We start from the raw sequence: 18,175 nt of genomic DNA, 5'->3' as shown, positions 1-18,175 counted from the left end.
ATATATTATACTGTTCCTAACCTATATTATAAAAAGGTCCTACGTGCAAAATAGGTCTTTTGGCCCTTGTTACAAGTTTCTTTTTTACCTATCATAGGTTATGGAGTAATTATGAAAAGGCTAACATTATCAATTTTAACTTTGTTTTTATTTATTAGCGCATCGGCAAACAACGTCGAGAATGTGCTTGCGCAGGCTATGGCCAGGTTTAGCGGCGTAAAGGTTGATTTGTCGGGCACGCCATTGTCTGATAATACCGGCAAAGAAATACTTGTGGACGTTTCCCCCCTCTATTCATTCAATTTACCTTTAAATATTTTAGCGTCAAGAGAGCCGCTGATAGCGTCGGTAGACCCTGTTTTTGAAGGTAACAACGCCGTAGTAACAACAGAGATGAACGATAAGGGCGAAATAGTAAAATCACGCCAGGAAATATTCCAGGTTAAGCACATACCCGAAAGAGTTAACCCCGTAAAAATACAATTTTTATTCCCCGAAATAAAACCGCAAAGCTTAGAGTCTTTAGGCGCGTATCACGCTAAAAATTACAATTTTACCGATACAAGATTAAAAATTATTACACCTAACACCTACAGGTTTTTAAACGCGACCAAATCTTTTGACACGTACTCAACAAACACGTTTTTATGCAACAACTTAAACACAAAAGCGCGTAAAATTACCGTGGCCTACAAGAGCGACTCTAAAGACCCCGTAATAGCAACCTTAAACAGAACCAACCATATGGAAGTGCTTAACACCATTGCCAAAAGAGGTTCTAAAACAGACAGAGAAAAACTGGCAGGCGCTTTACCCAGCTACTCAGACATGGTTGTAACATACGACGTAAAATATATTTCAGACAATGTTACGGTAATGGTGTACTTCATAATAAACAATGAAATACCCAAGCCAGCCCCGGCACCGCAAAGCTTAGCTTTAAAAATGTAAATAATATTAGATTTAAATAGAAAACCCGCAAACTAACGCGGGTTTTTTTATGCCATTATCATAGCAACCACAACGGAAGTGTGCCGAGCTTAATTTTTAAAGCCGTGTAATTAGTGCCGTTGTAGAAGAAAATTTTCACAGAAGTTTGAGCGGCTTTTCCTTTTTCTTTGCGCAAATAAGTACTTAAGGCGAAGCGTACGGCAAGGGCGGAAAAATAAAAAGAACCAAATATGAAAGCATGCTGTGCCGTGGAATAAGTAATAGAAAAATCATCAAAAGGCCGCCCAACCGGACGGCCGTATTAATAATGATATTTTGAAAGTCGTTATTTTAGCAAAGCTAAAATATTCAAAATTTTTTTACGAAGTAAAAAAAGCCCCGTGCGTATAGCACGGGGCTTAATACCTTATATTATAAGATTATCTTACCATCTTACCCGCCAGGCCGCTTATATCGCCGCTGCTGGGGTTTTGGAAAGGCTTAAGATCAAAATCTTTCATGACGGCGAACAAGTGGTCAAAAAGGTCGCTCTGGTACGCTTCATACGCCAGCCACTCTGTTGTGGCGGTAAAGCAGTACACTTCCAGCGGTAAGCCTTGCGGCCCGGGCTCAAGCTGGCGTATCATACTGGTAAAAGTTTTGTGTATATAATCACGGCTTCTTATGTAAGCCTCGCAATAAGCACGGAATGTGCCTACGTTTGTTAAATTGCGTCCATTAAGCAGGCTGTCCGTAATATTATGTGTCTCGTTATATTGGGCGATTTCTTTTTCTTTTCTTTCAATATAATCTTTAAGCAGTTCAATTTTTTTAAGCTTTTGCAGCATAGCCGCGTCTATAAACTTAATTGTCTGCACGTCTATATTAATAGCCCTTTTAATGCGTCTGCCGCCGGCGTCGCTCATGCCGCGCCAGTTTTTAAAGGAAGATGAAATTAAATCATAGGCAGGTATGCTTACAATAGTTTTGTCCCAGTTTTGCACGCGCACAGATGTAAGCGAAATGTCTATAACGTCGCCGTCCGCGCCGTGTTTGGGCATTTCTATCCAATCGCCTATGCGTAACATATTGTTAAGAGACAGCTGGAAGCTGGCGGTTAAACCTAAAATAGGGTCTTTAAAAACTAACATTGCTACTGAGGCAAACACACCTAACGATGCTATCAGCACCGTAGGCTCTTTACCCAGTATAAGGGCCAAGATAATAAGTATACCCATAAAGTTAACAAGTATCTTAACCGCCTGTACAATACCTTTTACCGGCACATTAGGGTTGTGTCCGTAGAAAGAGTTGATAAGGCTTAAAATCTTGTTAATTATTATAAGTATGCAAACCTGAAAGTAGAGGTTAATAAGCTTTACGCCAAAGGCGTTAAACCTTTCAAACTCGGCGGGGAAGAAAAAGTTAATACACAGCTGGCCTATTATACCTGCAAAAACATAACCCAGCGCGGCAAAAAAGTTAGCGTTTTTAAGCGCGTTATGCCAACTGTTAAAGCGGCCCTTAAAAATCTTATCTATAAGGTATTTCTCAGACAGTTTGCGGCAGAGATAGCCCACAAACCAAACAAAAAAACCAAACACAGCTATGCTGATAAGTTTGGCGATAATTAAAGCGTACGCTTCAGGCACGCTTAAGAAAACAAACAGTTTAAGTAGTAGTTGCATACCAGTATTATATTATATAATCAAGCTATGAAAAAACTATTTTTTATATTACTTATTTTACCTATACAGGCCTGCCATAACCCCCTTACGCTGGACTCCGCCTACGCTTCCAATAAAGAATGGCTGGAAGTTGTCAGCGGCAAAAAAGATTGGGAGGGCAAACAGTATGACATGTGCTATAAGTTTAACCTTAAATTTTTGCCCGAAGACGCCAAAAACAGAGTGGCTAACGACCGCAACTGTATAACCCGCTGCTGCTGGCTAAGCGATGTGGACGAAGTTACCCTTAACCTGAACGAAGGACTGGAGCAGGAACTCAAAACCAAAGGCGTTGCCCGAAAATATACGCCGGAAAAAATAACAATAAAAGTAAAGTATTCTTCTTTGCTGGAATTAAGCACGGCCAGCGCCGCACCCTCAGGCGCTATAAAGCGTGACGGCACCGTTAAACTTAAATATAAAGAAGAAAATGATTTCGCGGTTTTAGAAGCCGTAAGTCAGACGGCCATGGCCAAAAGCGAGTCCGCCGCCGCGGCCGCCTACATCAACCAAATCCGCGCGGCAGAGGCCAAAGCCAAAGACACGGCTGAGGTAGCCGCCCTTACCGCGCAGTATGAGCAAAAGCAGGCGGTAGCGTACGTTAAAAGATTTTACGGTTTTGACATAGACAATTACCTTTACAAGCTGGACCTAGAACAAAGAAAATCCGGCTATGTGCTGATATCGGGCGATAAAGAATGGCATACAAAAACCGTGCAAGACGCTACTTTGGTAACCTGCACGTCAAAATCTAAAAGGGGTAAAAGCACAACATCGTTAAAAGATTACCCTATAGCCTGCGGCCAGTGGCTGGTAACAAACAACGCCCAGGTACGCCCCTACAACGCGCTTGCCACACAAATAGCCGCCAAGTAAAATATATATTTTGTATAATTTATTTTCTGTTTTTACATGAGGATATAGAAATTATGAAGAATAATAATTCTTACGGGTTTACATTAATTGAACTTTTAGTTGTTGTTTTAATAATAGGTATATTAGCAGCCATTGCGCTGCCGCAATATAACAAAGCGGTAGAAAAGTCACGCTCGGCTGAAATGACTGTACAGCTTGCCGCCGTAACGCAAGCATTAGAAAGATACTATTTAGAACACGGCGCATACCCTACATTTGTACAATATCCCGCAGACGACGTTGTTAGCAATGAGTTAGATATTGATATCAAATTACGGTATAAAAGCATTCATGACAGGAATGTGTTTTTAAACATGCTGCCAAACTATTTTTCAATAAGAAAATCTTCCTCTTCTATTAGTTATGACCTTGGGGTTGGGTTTGGTGAAAAAAGGACAGATATTTTTAAAAAAGGTAACAGGTTTTGCGCTGTGCTGACTAATGGTACAACAGCCCCTTTTAACAAAGGCAGAGAGTTTTGCAAATCCCTATGCGGGGAACTAAAAACAGAACAAGGGTTTAACTACTGCCTGTTAAAATAAAAATTTAAAATATCCGTAAAATAAATATCCCCCGGCGTAGCCGGGGGTTTTTCACATTGGGGTCCTGCCCCAGGATACTGGCTGCGCATGTAATGTGCCTTAACAAACTGCCATTTGCATTCCTCGCCCATCTTGGGGATAGCGTAGCATGCATATATCCGGTATGTAGAGGAAGTGAGCGTAGCGAACAGGTGAGGGGGAATGTGCTGTTATTAAATAAAAATATCTTCCACTTTAGCCTTACTGCAACCTCACCCTCACCATACCCTCCGCATACCGAATATATGCATGCTACGCTATCCCCCGCTGGGGCGAGGGATCCACAACAAGCTCTCTATTTAAAGATAGCTTGTTTCTACTATTTGATACCCCACACATCTTTTTTTGTTCATCGGTGAAACCTATACAGAACCACCCGCAAGCGGGTGGTTTTCAACAGATACAAAAAAAGAGAGCCGATTTTGGCTCTCTTTTTTTAAATCAATATACGGCTTCCCAGTGGCGGTCTGTTACTATAAATACCACTCGGCGGTTTGTCGCCCTGCCTTCGGGCGTATTATCTAATGTAAGCGGGCGTCTTTTGCCGTAGCCGTAAACTTTAATAGAATCCGGGTGAACGCCGCGGCTTACTATATAACTTTTAATAGCCATGGCGCGCGCTTTGCTAAGCCAGTCGTTATATTCGTGCGAGCCAACGCTGTCTGTGTGCCCCTCTACAATAAGTTTTATTTGCTTATTGGGCGCCATAAACTCGGCTATTTTATCAAGCGTGTCATAGGCGGTTGTGTCTAAGCGGGTAGAGTCAAACTCAAAATCCACGCTGGGTATCTGCCTGGAGGCCAGCATCTCTTTTGACGTCTGTTTAGCCAAACGTTCGTTTTTCTTTTTTTCTTTGGCTATAACAGGGTCGGCGGCGTCCTGCTCTTTATTACCGCTGGAACAGGCGGCAAAGGTAAATATTAGGGCCAGCAATGCTAAAAGTTTAATGTGTTTCATATTTTCCCCGCGTTAATATTTGAGAATCTAACTATTTTAATTATACAAAAAACTAGTAGAATCTGCCGGCACTACTAATACACTTGCGCCGCTTAGATTTTTTGAGTAATTTTTAATTTTTTTATGACGAGCATAGCTAAAGCTATGTAAGGAATAAAAAAATTAAAAGTTACCAAAAAGCTGTCGCGGCCCAAAGGGTTGGCACAAATTTTATTTATTTTGTATTTTTTTTGCTGGGATATAGCTTTTGCTATACCCACACGCAAAACAAAATTCAAAATAAATAAAATTTGTGCCAACGCAAGTGCATTAGTAGTGCCGGCAGACTCTAAAATAGGCAAGATTTTTAAGTTGTCCACATCTATCAACAGGCTGTTGATAACTTGTTGATAACCCTATATTTAACTGTCCCCCAGAGTAGAAAAAGGTTGCTTAGTTAAGCATATTTTTGGGAACCGCTTTAATAACTGTGGATAACTGGCCAAAACTGTGGATAACTTTGCCCTAAACACCCTGTTTCTATAGGTAAAATGCTGTTGATAAGGTAAAAATCCTCGTCAGAACATCTTCTGTTACAAGGTCCGCCTGTCCTAATTAAAAATTATCAAAAAAAACTGTTGACAAACTTAAATTTTTGTTGATATTTTCCTTAAAAAACAGCAAAAAACTGACTTTTTAATACAATTTCAGCTTAGTTTTAGCGTTTTTGCCCATAACCTGCGCTTTTAGTGTTACAGAACGCTTTTTAGGGGTGTTTATTACATAGTAGCTGTTGACAAAAACTGCTTGGCTGGCCTCATCAAAAACCAGCGCGGGTATTTCCAGCTGCGGCGCGTAGCTAATATTAGCTTTTGTAAGCAGACAATTAACATTCAGGCCGTTTTTAGTTTTAAGATTCGCGGTAAGTTCCACACCCTCTTCATAAGACATAGGAATAGCTTTAAAATCGGCGGTTAAAGACAGTTTAAAATCACTTAAATAGTCAGCGTTCAGTGTAAAAATTTGTTTAACGGGGATAGAGGCAAAAGTATTACCTGTATCAAAACTGTAAAGCATATTTGCGCCGTAAACATAACCTCTTGCCGGCAGCTGCCATACAATAGCGCCCACGTCCGCCTTAGCGCCGCTTAGCCACACTCTGCCTTTGGCTTTTAAAGACGGCAGCGGCACAGATTTAGCGTCAATAAAAGCTAAATTATTAATTTGCCTCTGCGCCGAATACACTTCCAGCAAATACGCCCCCGCTGCCCCGCGTGCGGCCAGCATGCGGTACCTGGGCTCGTCAATAGTGCGGTAGTTTACATCGGTGTAGGGCATAAGGTCTTCTTGCAAGAATTTAACAAAATCGGAAATATTTTTATCGGTTTCATGCGGGGTGATAAAAACAAAAACAGCGTCTGCGGGTTTTACTATATTTTTATGGTCGCTTTCCCCAAGCACATAAACTACGGGGTATCTTTTAACCGAGGCTGTATACCCCTCCGGCAGCACAAAGCGCACATGCCTGGCGGCTACGTGTTTTGACGGAAAATTCATAAAAGCAGTCTCATTGCCGTCTGTTATAACACGCTGGGTAAAAGGCTCTTTTTGGGTTTCGGCGTTGGCGGGCAGACAGACACAAGCCAGCGCCAATACGCACAAAAGTTTAAACGGTTTCAGGTTTAACCTCATGTTCTTCCCCTTCCGCGGCTGCTTGCGGTTCTTCTGCGGCGGCACTAGGCTGCTCAGCGGTATTTTCCTGCGGTTTTACATAAGTTATTTTGGTGTTGGCCATGATATGCGCGCGGTTGCTGTTAAGCCATTTACGGTGCGAGTCATAGTCCGGGCAATGCTGCTCAACCAGGGCCCAATATTCCTGCGCGTGGTTCATATGCACCAAATGGGCCAGTTCATGCACTATAAGATAGTCTATTATTACATTAGGCATTTTGATAATACGGTAGGAAAAATTGATATTTTTATTTTCCGAGCAACTGCCCCACATGGTGCGCTGGTCTTTAATAAAAATTGTGTTAAACTCTACGCCCATTTTAGCGGCCCAGGCGGCGCTGCGCTCTTTTAGCACGCGGCCGGCCTCTTCACGCAGCCAGGTTTCCACCATGTCGCTGGCGTCGTCATCTTCATTTTTTATGGTTACGAGAAATTTATAAGTGTCGGCGTCATACTTAACGCTAGGCTCGGCCTCGGCGTCTACCGTTATGTCGGCGTCGTAAAAGTCACCCATGTAGAGTATTTTGCCCTGCTGGTCAGCGGCCGGGGCGTCTTTGGCAAAAACCTCGGGCAGGTCTGTTTTTAGTGACTGTAAGAATAATCTTATATCTGATAAAGTTGTTTCAATTTCGCTCATACCCTATTATATTAACTTTTACGCCCTGAGTGCAGGCCATTTTTGTATACTATATAGGCAGCCTGCGCACCCTATAAACCCGGCTGGATATACTAAGCCTAAAATGATATAATAAATATATGTCAAAATGTATCTTTTGCAACATAGTAACAGGCGAAGTGGAAACCAGAATCATTTATGAGGATGACGACGTCCTCGCTTTTAAAGATTTAAACCCCCAGGCGCCTACGCATATTTTGATAATACCCAAGAAACACCTTTCATGTCTTGCCGACGCGGCGGAGCAAGATATTAACCTTTTGGGGCAGGTGCAGTACGCGGCGGCAAAAATAGCAAAAGACCTCGGCCTTAAAGACTACCGTTTAGTTACAAACAACGGCAAAGGCGCGGGGCAGAGTGTGGAGCATTTGCACTATCATTTACTCTCGGGCAGACGCATGTTATGGCCGCCCGGTTGATACAAATCTTGTTCTTTTCGTTTTTTAGTTTTTTAATGGTTCCATTTTGCGAGTGTTTATGGAGGCAATTTTATAAGGACATAGTTTTGAATTTGTCTGAATATAAAAATTGAATAAGAGTTTTATTACCTATACAATTTTTATATGAGTTATTCAAAACCCTTATAAAATTACCGCAATACGAGCCCCGGAACCGAGGTTTTTGGTTACTTTTTGCCGGTACAAAAAGTAACGTTAAAAGATTACCCCTTGTTTTTTTAGGGGGAAGCATTATATTTACTAAGTGAAAAAGGTGGTGAGAAATTAATGGTCTTTGTAAAAGTTAGAGACGCAGAGCATTTGGAAGAAGCGCTTAAAAGATTCAAAAGAGATTGTGAGAAAAACGGCATTCTTAAAGAAATCAAAAGACGTGAAACCTACATGCCGCCAAGCGTAAAAAGAAAAATCAAGTCTCAGGAAGCGCAGAGAAGAATGAGACGCACAAAGCGTAAACGCTTTTAATAAGTATTATATGGAAACAATAGTTCCCCGCACGCGGGGGGCTATTGTTTCTTTTTCACTAATCTACCCCAGGGCATTAAATGTCAGATGATATCATAGAAGCTATACGTGATAAGGTAGACATAGCTGAGCTTGTAAGGGAATATGTTCCCTCTTTGAAGAGAGCTGGCAGAACTTACAAGGGCTGTTGTCCCTTTCACCAGGAGAAAACCCCCTCATTCACGGTCAGCCCGGACAAAGGTTTGTTTTATTGTTTCGGCTGCCAGACGGGCGGGGACGCTTTTGCGTTTTTGATGAAGATAGAAAACCTGTCTTTTTCTGAAGCGGCAAAAAAACTGGCCGAGCGCGCGGGCTTAGAGTGGAAAAAAGAAGAAAGCATGTCGCCCGAGGACAGGAACAAAGTTACTCTTAGAAAGTTAATGGCGGCGGCTAAAGATTTTTACCATAAAACGCTTTTAAGCGCGCAGGGCACCCCCGCACGGGATTACCTTAAACAGCGCGGCCTTACTAAAGAAACCGTGCAAAAGTTTGAACTGGGGTTTACGCCGCAGGGTTTTGACGGTTTAGTTAAAGATATGCTGGCCAAAGGTTTTAAGCCCGAGGAAATAAGGGCCGTAGGCCTTGCCGCCCAGGGGCAGTATGGGCAAAGGGATTACTTCCGCTCGCGCGTAATGTTCCCCATTATTAACCACAGGGGTGAGACGGTTGGCTTTGGCGGGCGTATTTTTGGCGAGGGCGAACCAAAGTACCTTAACAGCCCGGAAACTGTTTTATTTTCAAAAAGCCGTGTTTTGTACGGCCTTAACTTTGCCGGGCCTGAAATAAGAAAGGCCGGTTTCGCGTTGTTACTTGAAGGGTACATGGACGTAATTGGCGTAATGGCGGCAGGCATTGGCAACTGTGTGGCTCCGTTGGGAACCAGTTTTAACGAAGAGCACGCCAAACTGCTTAAAAGATACGCGGACTCTGCGGTAATACTGTTTGACCCGGACGCCGCCGGCATCAAAGCCAGCCTTAGAACAGCGCTTATACTGATAGCGCAGGGCGTTTTTGTACGCGTGGCAAGTTTAGGGGCCGAAGGGCTGGACCCGGATGAATTTATAAACAAATACGGCAAAGAAAAATTTGAAAGTGTTACCGCAAACGCGGTAGATATAGTAGATTTTCAGGCGGACGTTCTTATTAAACAATACGGCGGGCACCCTTTAAGCGCGCAAACCAAAACAAATATTGCGGCGCAGCTAATGGAGATTATCTCCAAGCAGCCGGACCCTATTGTTAAAGCGGAATGGACCAAAACCGTGGCGGAAAAATTGGACATACAGCAGTCTTTACTTTTCCCAAAAAACACAGGGGCAAAAAACAGTCCTGCAAAGACAGGAGAAACACGAAAAAGCAATATCCCCGTGGAAGAGCGTGATTTGGCCGCCTGGACGCTCATGTACCCCGCATATATTAGCGAGGCGCATGACTTAAATGAAGCTAAGTTTACAAGCCACAACATTTACCAAATAGTGGCCACTGTAGCAGACGCTGTCAGCCGGCACCCGTCTACAGACAATATTACGCAAATTGTACTGGACGCCCTGCCAGAGCAGAAAGACTTGATTCTCAGGCTCTCTATGCAGCCGCGCCCTAAGGATTTTAACCCGGGCAGAGACATTAAAGAATGTGTAAATAAAATAGAAAAGTCTTACCTTGCAAAAAGGCTGGCGGCTATAAAAGCTGAGATTAAAAAAATGGGCGTAGGCAATGTGCCTGAGGCTTTACTCAGAGCGCAGAGCGAGCTTCAAAAACAGATTAAAAAGTAGTTACTGGGATTTTTCCCTTTAATAAAAGAGGTATTAACAATGGCAAACGTTGCGAACAAAGCGTTTAAAGACTTAGTAGAAGTAGGTAAAGAAAACGGTTTTTTAACTTTAGATGAGATTAACCGCTCGTTAACATCATCTTCCATGAGCGCGGAAGACATAGACGGTCTGATGGGCACGTTGGAAGACTTGGGCATACAGGTTGTAGACCGCAAAAAATATAAAGCCGTGGCAATGGCGGAAAAAGAAGCCTATACCGAAGAGTTTATGTCTAACCCCGACATATCTAACTCTATACGCATGTATCTTTCCGAAATGGGTAAAGTGCCGCTGCTCTCACGCGACGAGGAAATAACTTTAGCGCGTAACGTAAGAGAGCGTGAGAAGGAACTTAGAAAGTTGGTCTTAGAATCCCCCATTACCATGCGCGAAATTTGCAACTGGGAAGAACTTGTTGACCAGGAAGAAATGACCACCAAGGAGTTAATGCCCCGCGGTAAAAGAACCACGCGCGAACTTAACAACATGCGCAAAAAACTTAAAGAGGCGGCCAAGTTTATAGCTAAGCGCGAGGGTGAAATTACAGAACTCATGAAGAAACTGCGCGACCCTAAGATAAACGACAAACTGCTTAACAAATATACTGAAGCGCTTGAGAAAAAACAGAAAGAAGTGGTTGAAAGCATTATTAAGCTGAACCTTAACCAAAATAAAATCAAACGTCTTACCAACAGAATTAAAGGCTTAGCCCAAAGAATTACCGAAACCAGGGGCGATATAAACAGGTTTGACGACTACTTTGGCCCTTACGATAAAGTAAAAAAAGCTTTCACACAAGCGGCCAAAGGTAAAATAACCAAGGCCGAGCTTAAAAAGCAAACAGGCTTTACCTTTGAGGAACTTGAAAAAGCAATTGAAAACATAGACGGCGTGCGTAACAGACATGAAAAACTGGTAAACACACTGCCTATGAGCGAAAAAGAGTTTATTGCTTTTAATGACCGCATAATATTCTTTGAAGACATGATTTTACAGGACAAGCTTAAACTTATTAAAGCTAACCTGCGTTTGGTTGTGTCCATCGCTAAAAAGCACGTTAACTCTAACCTGGAACTGTCAGACTTAATTCAAGAGGGCGGCCTGGGGCTGATGAAAGCGGTAGAAAAGTTTGAATACAAAAGGGGCTTTAAGTTTTCCACCTACGCCACATGGTGGATACGCCAGTCCATCAACCGCGCTATTGCAGACCAGGCTAACACCATCCGCATACCTGTGCATATGAAAGAGCTTGTGTCCAAGCTTACCAAAGTTACCAACAAGTTCCGCCAAGAGCACGGCAGAGAGCCTAGTTTGGAAGATTATTCCAAGTCACTGCGTTTATCTATGGAAAAGGTGAAAGGCGTGCTTAAAATTATGCAGGACCCTATTTCTCTTTCCACACCTGTGGGCGAGGACGAGGACTCTAACCTGGAAGATTTTATTGAAGATAAAAACGGGGCTAACCCGACCACAACAGCTTCTGATTTCCTAAGAAAGCAGGAAGTGGCCGACGTGCTTAACACACTGTCAGAACGTGAGGCTAAAATTATACGCCTGCGCTTTGGTATAGATTCCGGCTACCCAAGAACGCTTGAAGAAGTGGGCAAAATGTTTAACGTTACGCGTGAGCGTGTGAGGCAGATTGAAGCCAAAGCCATACGCAAGCTGCGCCACCCAAGCAGAACCAAAATGCTAAAAGACTATTCGGACGAATAAGTTTAGCGCTTTGATGTTTGGTTTACCTTACGCTTTGACATAAGCAAATTAAGAAGGTAAAGATTTAAAAGCCCCTCGTAAGAGGGGCTTTTTATTATACAAGATTACAAAGGGGCCCCGAAGATTTGAGTAAAATTTTTATTTTAATTATTTTCAGCACACTTATGCGGGGAGCCTGAAAGGCGGGCGGCGTGTGTGGTAAATAATTAAAATAAAAAGTTTGCCAAAGATTTGGGGAAGCCACTCGTAAGAGGGGCTTTTTTATGGTATAAGTTTAGTATAGAGTAACGGGGGTAGTATGCAAGCAAAAAATGTATTAATAATTGGCGGCACAACTGGTATAGGGCGCGAACTGGCCAAACAATATATAGCAAAGGACTGCATTGTGGCCGTTACAGGGCGCAGTACAGATAAACTGGACAGCCTTAGGCGTGAATACCCGGACAATGTTTTTACTTATACTAACGATGTACGCGACTCTAAATCAGCCGAGCTGCTGCCGCAAATAGCGCGTGACCTGGGCGACATTGATACCATAATACTTTGCGCCGGCGTAGGCCGCGCTAATACCACTCTTAATAATGACTGGGAAGTAAATACCACACAGACCAATGTAACCGGTTTTACCGACTGGGCAGACACAACTTACAAATACCTTGAAAAACGTTTTAAAGAAAACGGCCTTAAAGGCCAAATGGCGGGCCTATGCAGCATAGCCTCTTTCAGAGGGTCAGACACCGCCCCGGCATACCACGCCAGCAAAGCATATGTAAGAAGCTACCTGCAGGGCCTTAGAAAGAAAACGGTAAAAGACGCGGTGCCAGTTCAAATTACCACCATCATCCCCGGCTGGATAGACACCGAGCTTGCCGAAAGCGTAGGCAAAGACAAAAGATTTTGGATGGCGCCTGTGGGTAAAGCCGCCCAGCAAATGATAGCCGCCATAGAAAGAGGCCGCAAAAATGTTTTTATAACCAAACGCTGGATACTGGTGGCGTTAGTAATGTGCGTAACGCCGGACTTTCTGTATAACAGGTTTTATTAAAAACTCTCAAACACTACAAATAAAACCCCCGGCCAGTGCCGGGGGATATTTATTTAATCTTTTTACTTATATATTCTTTAAGTACTATTGCGTGGTTAATTCCAGGGTCTTTGGCGCCGTATATAAATGTAACGTTGCCTTTGGCCAGGCGGGTTTTAACTTCCCGCGTAAATTCAGGCGTGTGCGGGTTGGCGTTAAGCTCTTTAATATATTCTTTTTTAAACCAGGCAAACTTTTCCGCCATATGCCCAAACTCTTTTCTAAGCGCGGTTGTGGGCGCGATGTCTTTGTCCCACAGGTTCAAATGTTCTTTTTCTTTAGACATACCCCTAGGCCAAAGACGGTCCACCAATATTCTGTATCCGTCCGCTTTGTCTGGCGCAGCGTAAGCCCTTTTTATACCCAGCATATCCTTTCCCCCATAATATAAATAAGGCTCCTTTTTTACCGGAGCCTTATTTATTTAACTTCTAAAACTTAAAATAAAACCGCTTCCTGTTGCGTGTAACCAAAGCTTTCCATACTGGTGCAAATAGTGCGGCCGATATCGTATTTTTGGTTATAACATTCTCTGGCGGTGACTTTACCGTTGGTTAATGTGTAACGCAGGCCGTACAGCTTTTCCTTCTCTTCAACGTTCTCTCTAAGAGCGTCTAAAACGCATGTTGAAGAAGACGTGCAGTCAAACTCATACCTAAAGTTTGGCGTGGTATATTTATTTAGGTTTTCACCTGTTGACCATGTGCCGCCGTTAAGTTCAATATCAAACATTGATTTGATATTATCATTTTTATCCCACATGCCTTTAATAGTGTAATATCTTATCATGGCGTCGGCCACGTTTTTAAGGTTAAGCACAGCCTCGCTTGAGCGGGACTTTTCCACACTTCTTGTATATTGCGGCAAACCTATGGTGGCGAGTATTCCTATAATCAGCACCACCACCAGCAGTTCTACCAAAGTAAAACCTTTTTTGTTTAGCATAATTAATACGCCTCTACGTTAAAGTTAAGAGACCTTGTCCCCTCGCACACGGTAACCGCATCTGAATCATCCGCGTCATAATAACAATATTTTTTCTTTGTGCCAAGGTCATAAATAAAGTGGTATATAGCGCCGCCGCAGTCCCCGTCATAGCCAGAGTCATCACCGCTGGCGTTATAGGTTCTGCATACGCCCACATATTTGGTGGGCACACGGGTGCCAAGCTGCCCGGCGTCAATATTATAGCCAAAAATAAAATATTTATTCTGGCATTGTGTAGGCTTGGTGGCGGAGTTTGTAGCGCAGCCTTCGGGAAAGTCAATGTCAAAATTCATTGTTGTGTAAATATTGCCTGTTTCCAAGGCGTGCCTGGTGGCGGACTGTGAAAGAGCGCCAAACATTATTTGCGCCTCAGCCGCGCGGGCCTTTTCCACAGATTTTGTGTACTGGGGTAACGCTATTGCTGAAAGTATGCCTATAATAAGCACCACTACAAGTAATTCTACTAATGTAAAACCTTTTTTATTATTCATAAACCCTCCAATATAATAGTCATATGGTTTATACTAAATATTACAACATTTTACCGCGCGGGAGTAAAGGCGGATTTTGGGCAACGGGTGTTAAACGCACAGTGCTCGCAATGGTTTGTGTTTGGCTCAAACGACACCATCTCTATCTTTTTACCCACTTCTATAAAAGTTTTTAAAATTTCTTCCTCGTTAAAAGCGTCAAAATCAGCGCTTTGCACTTTGCCCACGGCAACATGGTAAATAGAGGCTTTGCCTTTTTTCATATTCCACGCGCGGCGCGCGCCCACGGCGTAAATACCCATTTGCAATGACGAGCGCACATCATAATTCTCGTCAAACTCCGGCCCTGTTTTATAGTCTATAACTTCCCACGAACCGTCAGGCCAAAGGTCTGTGCGGTCTATTTTGCCCCTAAAGGTCCATCTGCCGTGTTCAAATATAAATTCACGCTCGGTAGAGTCTACCACCGTCTTACGTTCATACTCCGCCTGTTCATAGGCCTCAAGCATTTTTTTGCCTTTAAGGTAATATTCCATTTGCTCGGCCGCGCTGGAATACCCGGCGCCAAGCCAGCAGTTATTGTAATACCTTATAATTTCAGACGGGTCGTTAGAGCGTTTATGGTACTCTTCCAAAGTTCTGTGTATGGACACGCCAAGTGATGACGCCGGCACCAGCCCGTCGCGCTTACCCTCGACATATTTATACTTGTATAAAAGCGGGCACTCCAGGTATGTTTTTACCTTAGAGTAGTTAAGCTCATAAACTTTGTGTTCAAATTGCATTATTTTTTCTCGTTAGGTTTTTTGAGGGCGACGGTGCCTTCAAAATCTTCGCTTCTGCTGGGTTTAGGGTCTTTGGCTTTGTTATGGTGCAGCAGGTGCACAAGCGTGTCACCGTACTTTTCTTCACGGTAAATTTTGAACATGGCGGGCACTTCAAAGGTTTCGTTGCGGTGATGCTGCAAAACTATAAAGCCGGCCGGCGCAAGCAAATTATACTTGGCCACCTGCGCTAAAGCCGGGCCTGAAAGTGAGAGCGGGCGCTCTTTAATATCACGGTAAGGCGGGCCCATAAAAATAATGTCATAGCCCTCAGGCGCGTAGGCGTTTAAAAAATCCAGGTCTTTCAGCACGTCGCCGCGGATAACTTGCGCACGGTCTGTAAAACCAAGGTGCTCAAGGTTGCGTTTAATATTTTTAACGCAGGCAACTTCTTTGTCTACCATAACGGCTTTAAGCGCGCCTCTGGACAAAGCTTCCAAAGACACGTTGCCTGTACCCGCGAATAAATCTAAAAAGTATGCGGCCGGTATTTTGGGGCGTATAATATCAAAGACAGACTGTTTTATTCTGTCCGATATAGGTACCACCGGCAAATTTTTGGATACTGAAAATATTTTACGGCCCTTAGCGGTGCCAGCTATAATACGCATATCTGTAGCCTCATTTCAAATTTTATTCCCTCTACCTCTTAGGGGAGAGGGCAAGGGTGAGGGTGATAAACACAAAATATACACAAATATGTGCCTTCCCCAGCCCGACTAACTCGCCTTGTGCTTAACGCGATTAATATAAAAACACTTAATTTATACCTATATATATTGTGTATAGCACCCTCACCTGCTCGTATACACTCGCTTCCTCTCCCCTAAAAGGGAGAGGAAAAAATAAAAATGCCTTTATATCTCTTTATGAGACTCCCACAGGCTTACGCCTGGGGTTTCATTCTGTTTCAAAGCTTTGCTTTGCGCCGCGCAAACAACAAACTATGCAAAAATTTGGCGGCAGCGATGCCGAATTTTTAAGCGCGGCAGAGGCTTTTCATCTCACGAGCTGACGCTCGGAGTGTTTCACGCTCATTCATAAAAACAACTGGCAGAGATTGCCTCTGCCAGTTGTTATGGTAAGAGTTATAAGTGTGCAATGCCTTCTTTAATAGCGTAACGCACAAGCTCAGCCTGTTTGTGTATGTCAAGCTTTCTCATTATGTTGTTACGGTGCACGTGAATTGTGTTAAGCGAAAGGCCAAACTCTTTGGCTATTTCTTTGCTGCTGTACCCTTCGGCGATAAGCTGTAAAATCTGCTTTTCTTTGGGCGTAAGGCCGCTGGGGTCTTTTTTAGACGGGGCCGCTTTACCCAGGAAGCCCTGTACAACATACTTTGACACCTTGGAGCACAGGTAGAACCTGCCGGCGTTAACTTCTTTAATAGCGTCTATAATCTCATCAGCCGTGGAGACTTTTACCACAAAGCCCCTTGCGCCGGCTTTAAAAGCCTTTTCCACAGACGCTCTGTCATCATACATGCTTAAGATAATAACTTTAGCGTCGGGGTTGGTTCTTGTAAGTTTCTGTGTCGCTTCAATGCCGTTTAAAAGCGGCATTGCTATATCCACCACAAACACATCAATATCTTTATTTTTGGCCGCTATTTCCAACATGTCTTTACCGTTGCCAACTTCAGCCACAACAGATATATTCTTGCTTTTTCTTTCTAAAACGGATTTAATCCCGTCGCGGACCAGGGCATGGTCATCAGCCAGAAGTATTTTTATCATATTTCCACCTTATATATTACTTTAGGGCAAGAGACGGAAATCTTTGTCCCTTTACCTAAAGCTGTCTGCACATCAAACTTACCGCCCAGGTACTTCACACTCTCTTCCATACCCAGTAACCCTATTTGACTAAGCTTTTTCTGCTTGCCTTTCTTAAACCCTATGCCATCGTCTTCTACTTCTATTTTAACAATATTTTCAAGATTTTGTAACGAAACCGTTATCCGGGAAGCCTTGGCGTGCTTTAGCGCGTTATTCAAACTTTCCTGCACCACGCGGTATAACATTATTTTAACTTCATCATCTATATTGCCGTTGTCCTCTTCCCTATAGTTATACACTACCTTAACATTAGCAAATTTAGAAATGTTTTCCACCAATTCTTTAACCGCGCCGTCTAAGCCAACAGCGTCTATGCTTGGCGGGCGCATGGTGACAACCAGGTTTTTTACCCTGTCTATACATTCTTTAATCTTAGCGTCCAGCTCACCGGCCCTTTTAATGGCGTCTTCTGTTTTATTTTCTTTAAGGTCTTCTTGTAAAATACTAAGAATAGAAGTTAAAATAACAGCGGTAGAGCCTATTTCATCATGCAGCGCGCTGGCGATTTTCTTTTTTTCGTCTTCTCTGGTTTTAATTAAAATCTGCGCGAAAGTTTTTGCGCCGTAATCACGCACCATACTTTGTGATATATTATACGCCGCCGGGGAAAGGTCTTTAACTATACCTAAAACGTTGGGCTTGCCCTCTTCATGTATAAGAGGTAAAAGGGTGCTTTGGTAATATTTAACGCCGCCTTTTGTGTTCAAGCTCCACTCATAAACAACTTTATGGCCGGCTATAGCGTCTTTATGATACTTTTCGTGCACGGGCCCGTTAACGTCCACATCAAGCGGTTTACCGTCGGCGCCGTCACCAAATATAAAAGCGTATTTATTATCGGCCATAAGCATGTAAACAAGCTCATAGCAATCCTCACAAACATGCTTGGAAAGGTCTTTTTTATCCTTAGCCAAAGCAACTGTTAGGGGCATATCATAAATTACGCTCTTATTGTTTTCCATAATATAA

General features: G+C 43.1%; 19 protein-coding genes and 1 pseudogene. 8 read left to right on the top strand and 12 right to left on the bottom strand.

The window, feature by feature from the left end; translation table 11 throughout:
- Positions 1-111 precede the first annotated feature (111 nt).
- Positions 112-951 carry a hypothetical protein gene (locus tag AAIR98_RS03325; protein ID WP_423970835.1) on the top strand — a complete coding sequence of 280 codons (840 nt, stop codon included), beginning with the start codon at positions 112-114 and terminating at the stop codon, positions 949-951.
- 419 nt (positions 952-1,370) lie between these two features.
- Here the strand turns inward: AAIR98_RS03325 and AAIR98_RS03320 are convergent, their stop codons facing one another.
- Positions 1,371-2,618 carry a mechanosensitive ion channel family protein gene (locus tag AAIR98_RS03320; RefSeq protein WP_423970834.1) on the bottom strand — a complete coding sequence of 416 codons (1,248 nt, stop codon included), beginning with the start codon at positions 2,616-2,618 and terminating at the stop codon, positions 1,371-1,373.
- Between the two features lie 27 nt (positions 2,619-2,645).
- On the opposite strand from AAIR98_RS03320, the gene AAIR98_RS03315 reads away from it, so the two are divergent.
- Both AAIR98_RS03315 and AAIR98_RS03310 read left to right on the top strand, forming a co-directional pair.
- Positions 2,646-3,533: a hypothetical protein gene (locus AAIR98_RS03315; protein WP_423970833.1), complete on the top strand. Its 888-nt coding sequence runs from the start codon at positions 2,646-2,648 to the stop codon at positions 3,531-3,533.
- A 53-nt stretch (positions 3,534-3,586) separates the two neighbouring features.
- On the top strand, positions 3,587-4,114 hold the full coding sequence (locus AAIR98_RS03310) for a type IV pilin protein (protein WP_423970832.1): 528 nt from the start codon (positions 3,587-3,589) through the stop codon (positions 4,112-4,114).
- A 480-nt stretch (positions 4,115-4,594) separates the two neighbouring features.
- On the opposite strand, the gene AAIR98_RS03305 is transcribed toward AAIR98_RS03310, so the two are convergent.
- The 4 genes from AAIR98_RS03305 to AAIR98_RS03290 form a co-directional block, all read right to left on the bottom strand.
- Complete coding sequence (locus tag AAIR98_RS03305; RefSeq protein ID WP_423970831.1) at positions 4,595-5,110, bottom strand: OmpA family protein; 516 nt, start codon at positions 5,108-5,110, stop codon at positions 4,595-4,597.
- Between the two features lie 92 nt (positions 5,111-5,202).
- A complete protein-coding gene (locus AAIR98_RS03300) occupies positions 5,203-5,478 on the bottom strand; it encodes a hypothetical protein (RefSeq protein ID WP_423970830.1) in 276 nt (91 codons plus the stop codon).
- Between the two features lie 307 nt (positions 5,479-5,785).
- Positions 5,786-6,781: an alpha/beta hydrolase gene (locus AAIR98_RS03295; protein ID WP_423970829.1), complete on the bottom strand. Its 996-nt coding sequence runs from the start codon at positions 6,779-6,781 to the stop codon at positions 5,786-5,788.
- Positions 6,756-7,457 carry a M48 family metallopeptidase gene (locus tag AAIR98_RS03290; protein WP_423970828.1) on the bottom strand — a complete coding sequence of 234 codons (702 nt, stop codon included), beginning with the start codon at positions 7,455-7,457 and terminating at the stop codon, positions 6,756-6,758. Before AAIR98_RS03290 ends, AAIR98_RS03295 begins: the two co-directional genes overlap by 26 nt.
- A gap of 119 nt (positions 7,458-7,576) precedes the next feature.
- On the opposite strand from AAIR98_RS03290, the gene AAIR98_RS03285 reads away from it, so the two are divergent.
- The 5 genes from AAIR98_RS03285 (at position 7,577) to AAIR98_RS03265 (ending at position 13,027) form a co-directional block, all read left to right on the top strand.
- Positions 7,577-7,915 carry a histidine triad nucleotide-binding protein gene (locus AAIR98_RS03285; RefSeq protein ID WP_423970827.1) on the top strand — a complete coding sequence of 113 codons (339 nt, stop codon included), beginning with the start codon at positions 7,577-7,579 and terminating at the stop codon, positions 7,913-7,915.
- Positions 7,916-8,221: 306 nt separating this feature from the next.
- Entirely contained in the window at positions 8,222-8,416 is a 195-nt protein-coding gene (rpsU, locus tag AAIR98_RS03280) for a 30S ribosomal protein S21 (protein ID WP_423970826.1), read from the top strand.
- 80 nt (positions 8,417-8,496) lie between these two features.
- Positions 8,497-10,227 carry a DNA primase gene (gene dnaG / locus AAIR98_RS03275; RefSeq protein WP_423970825.1) on the top strand — a complete coding sequence of 577 codons (1,731 nt, stop codon included), beginning with the start codon at positions 8,497-8,499 and terminating at the stop codon, positions 10,225-10,227.
- A gap of 39 nt (positions 10,228-10,266) precedes the next feature.
- Positions 10,267-11,982: a sigma-70 family RNA polymerase sigma factor gene (locus tag AAIR98_RS03270; RefSeq protein WP_423970824.1), complete on the top strand. Its 1,716-nt coding sequence runs from the start codon at positions 10,267-10,269 to the stop codon at positions 11,980-11,982.
- Positions 11,983-12,280: 298 nt separating this feature from the next.
- Complete coding sequence (locus AAIR98_RS03265) at positions 12,281-13,027, top strand: SDR family NAD(P)-dependent oxidoreductase (protein ID WP_423970823.1); 747 nt, start codon at positions 12,281-12,283, stop codon at positions 13,025-13,027.
- A 49-nt stretch (positions 13,028-13,076) separates the two neighbouring features.
- Here the strand turns inward: AAIR98_RS03265 and AAIR98_RS03260 are convergent, their stop codons facing one another.
- From AAIR98_RS03260 to AAIR98_RS03230, 7 genes and pseudogenes are all read right to left on the bottom strand, one after another.
- Positions 13,077-13,436: a DUF488 domain-containing protein gene (locus tag AAIR98_RS03260; protein WP_423970822.1), complete on the bottom strand. Its 360-nt coding sequence runs from the start codon at positions 13,434-13,436 to the stop codon at positions 13,077-13,079.
- 484 nt (positions 13,437-13,920) lie between these two features.
- A pseudogene (locus tag AAIR98_RS03255) lies at positions 13,921-14,011 on the bottom strand (prepilin-type N-terminal cleavage/methylation domain-containing protein); the annotation flags it as partial.
- A 2-nt stretch (positions 14,012-14,013) separates the two neighbouring features.
- Entirely contained in the window at positions 14,014-14,544 is a 531-nt protein-coding gene (locus AAIR98_RS03250; protein WP_423970821.1) for a pilin, read from the bottom strand.
- Between the two features lie 50 nt (positions 14,545-14,594).
- Entirely contained in the window at positions 14,595-15,329 is a 735-nt protein-coding gene (locus AAIR98_RS03245; RefSeq protein WP_423970820.1) for a RecB family exonuclease, read from the bottom strand.
- Positions 15,329-15,979 carry a 16S rRNA (guanine(966)-N(2))-methyltransferase RsmD gene (gene rsmD / locus AAIR98_RS03240; protein ID WP_423970819.1) on the bottom strand — a complete coding sequence of 217 codons (651 nt, stop codon included), beginning with the start codon at positions 15,977-15,979 and terminating at the stop codon, positions 15,329-15,331. The genes AAIR98_RS03245 and rsmD overlap by 1 nt, the downstream gene beginning before the upstream one ends.
- A 477-nt stretch (positions 15,980-16,456) precedes the next feature.
- Positions 16,457-17,104: a response regulator gene (locus tag AAIR98_RS03235; RefSeq protein WP_423970818.1), complete on the bottom strand. Its 648-nt coding sequence runs from the start codon at positions 17,102-17,104 to the stop codon at positions 16,457-16,459.
- Positions 17,101-18,168 (bottom strand): sensor histidine kinase, encoded by a 1,068-nt coding sequence (locus AAIR98_RS03230; protein ID WP_423970817.1) that lies wholly within the window; start codon positions 18,166-18,168, stop codon positions 17,101-17,103. The genes AAIR98_RS03235 and AAIR98_RS03230 overlap by 4 nt, the downstream gene beginning before the upstream one ends.
- Positions 18,169-18,175 lie beyond the last annotated feature (7 nt).

It is taken from the genome of Elusimicrobium simillimum, from assembly GCF_049639735.1.
GTDB lineage: Bacteria > Elusimicrobiota > Elusimicrobia > Elusimicrobiales > Elusimicrobiaceae > Elusimicrobium > Elusimicrobium simillimum.
This window is presented reverse-complemented; position numbering and strand designations above follow the sequence as displayed.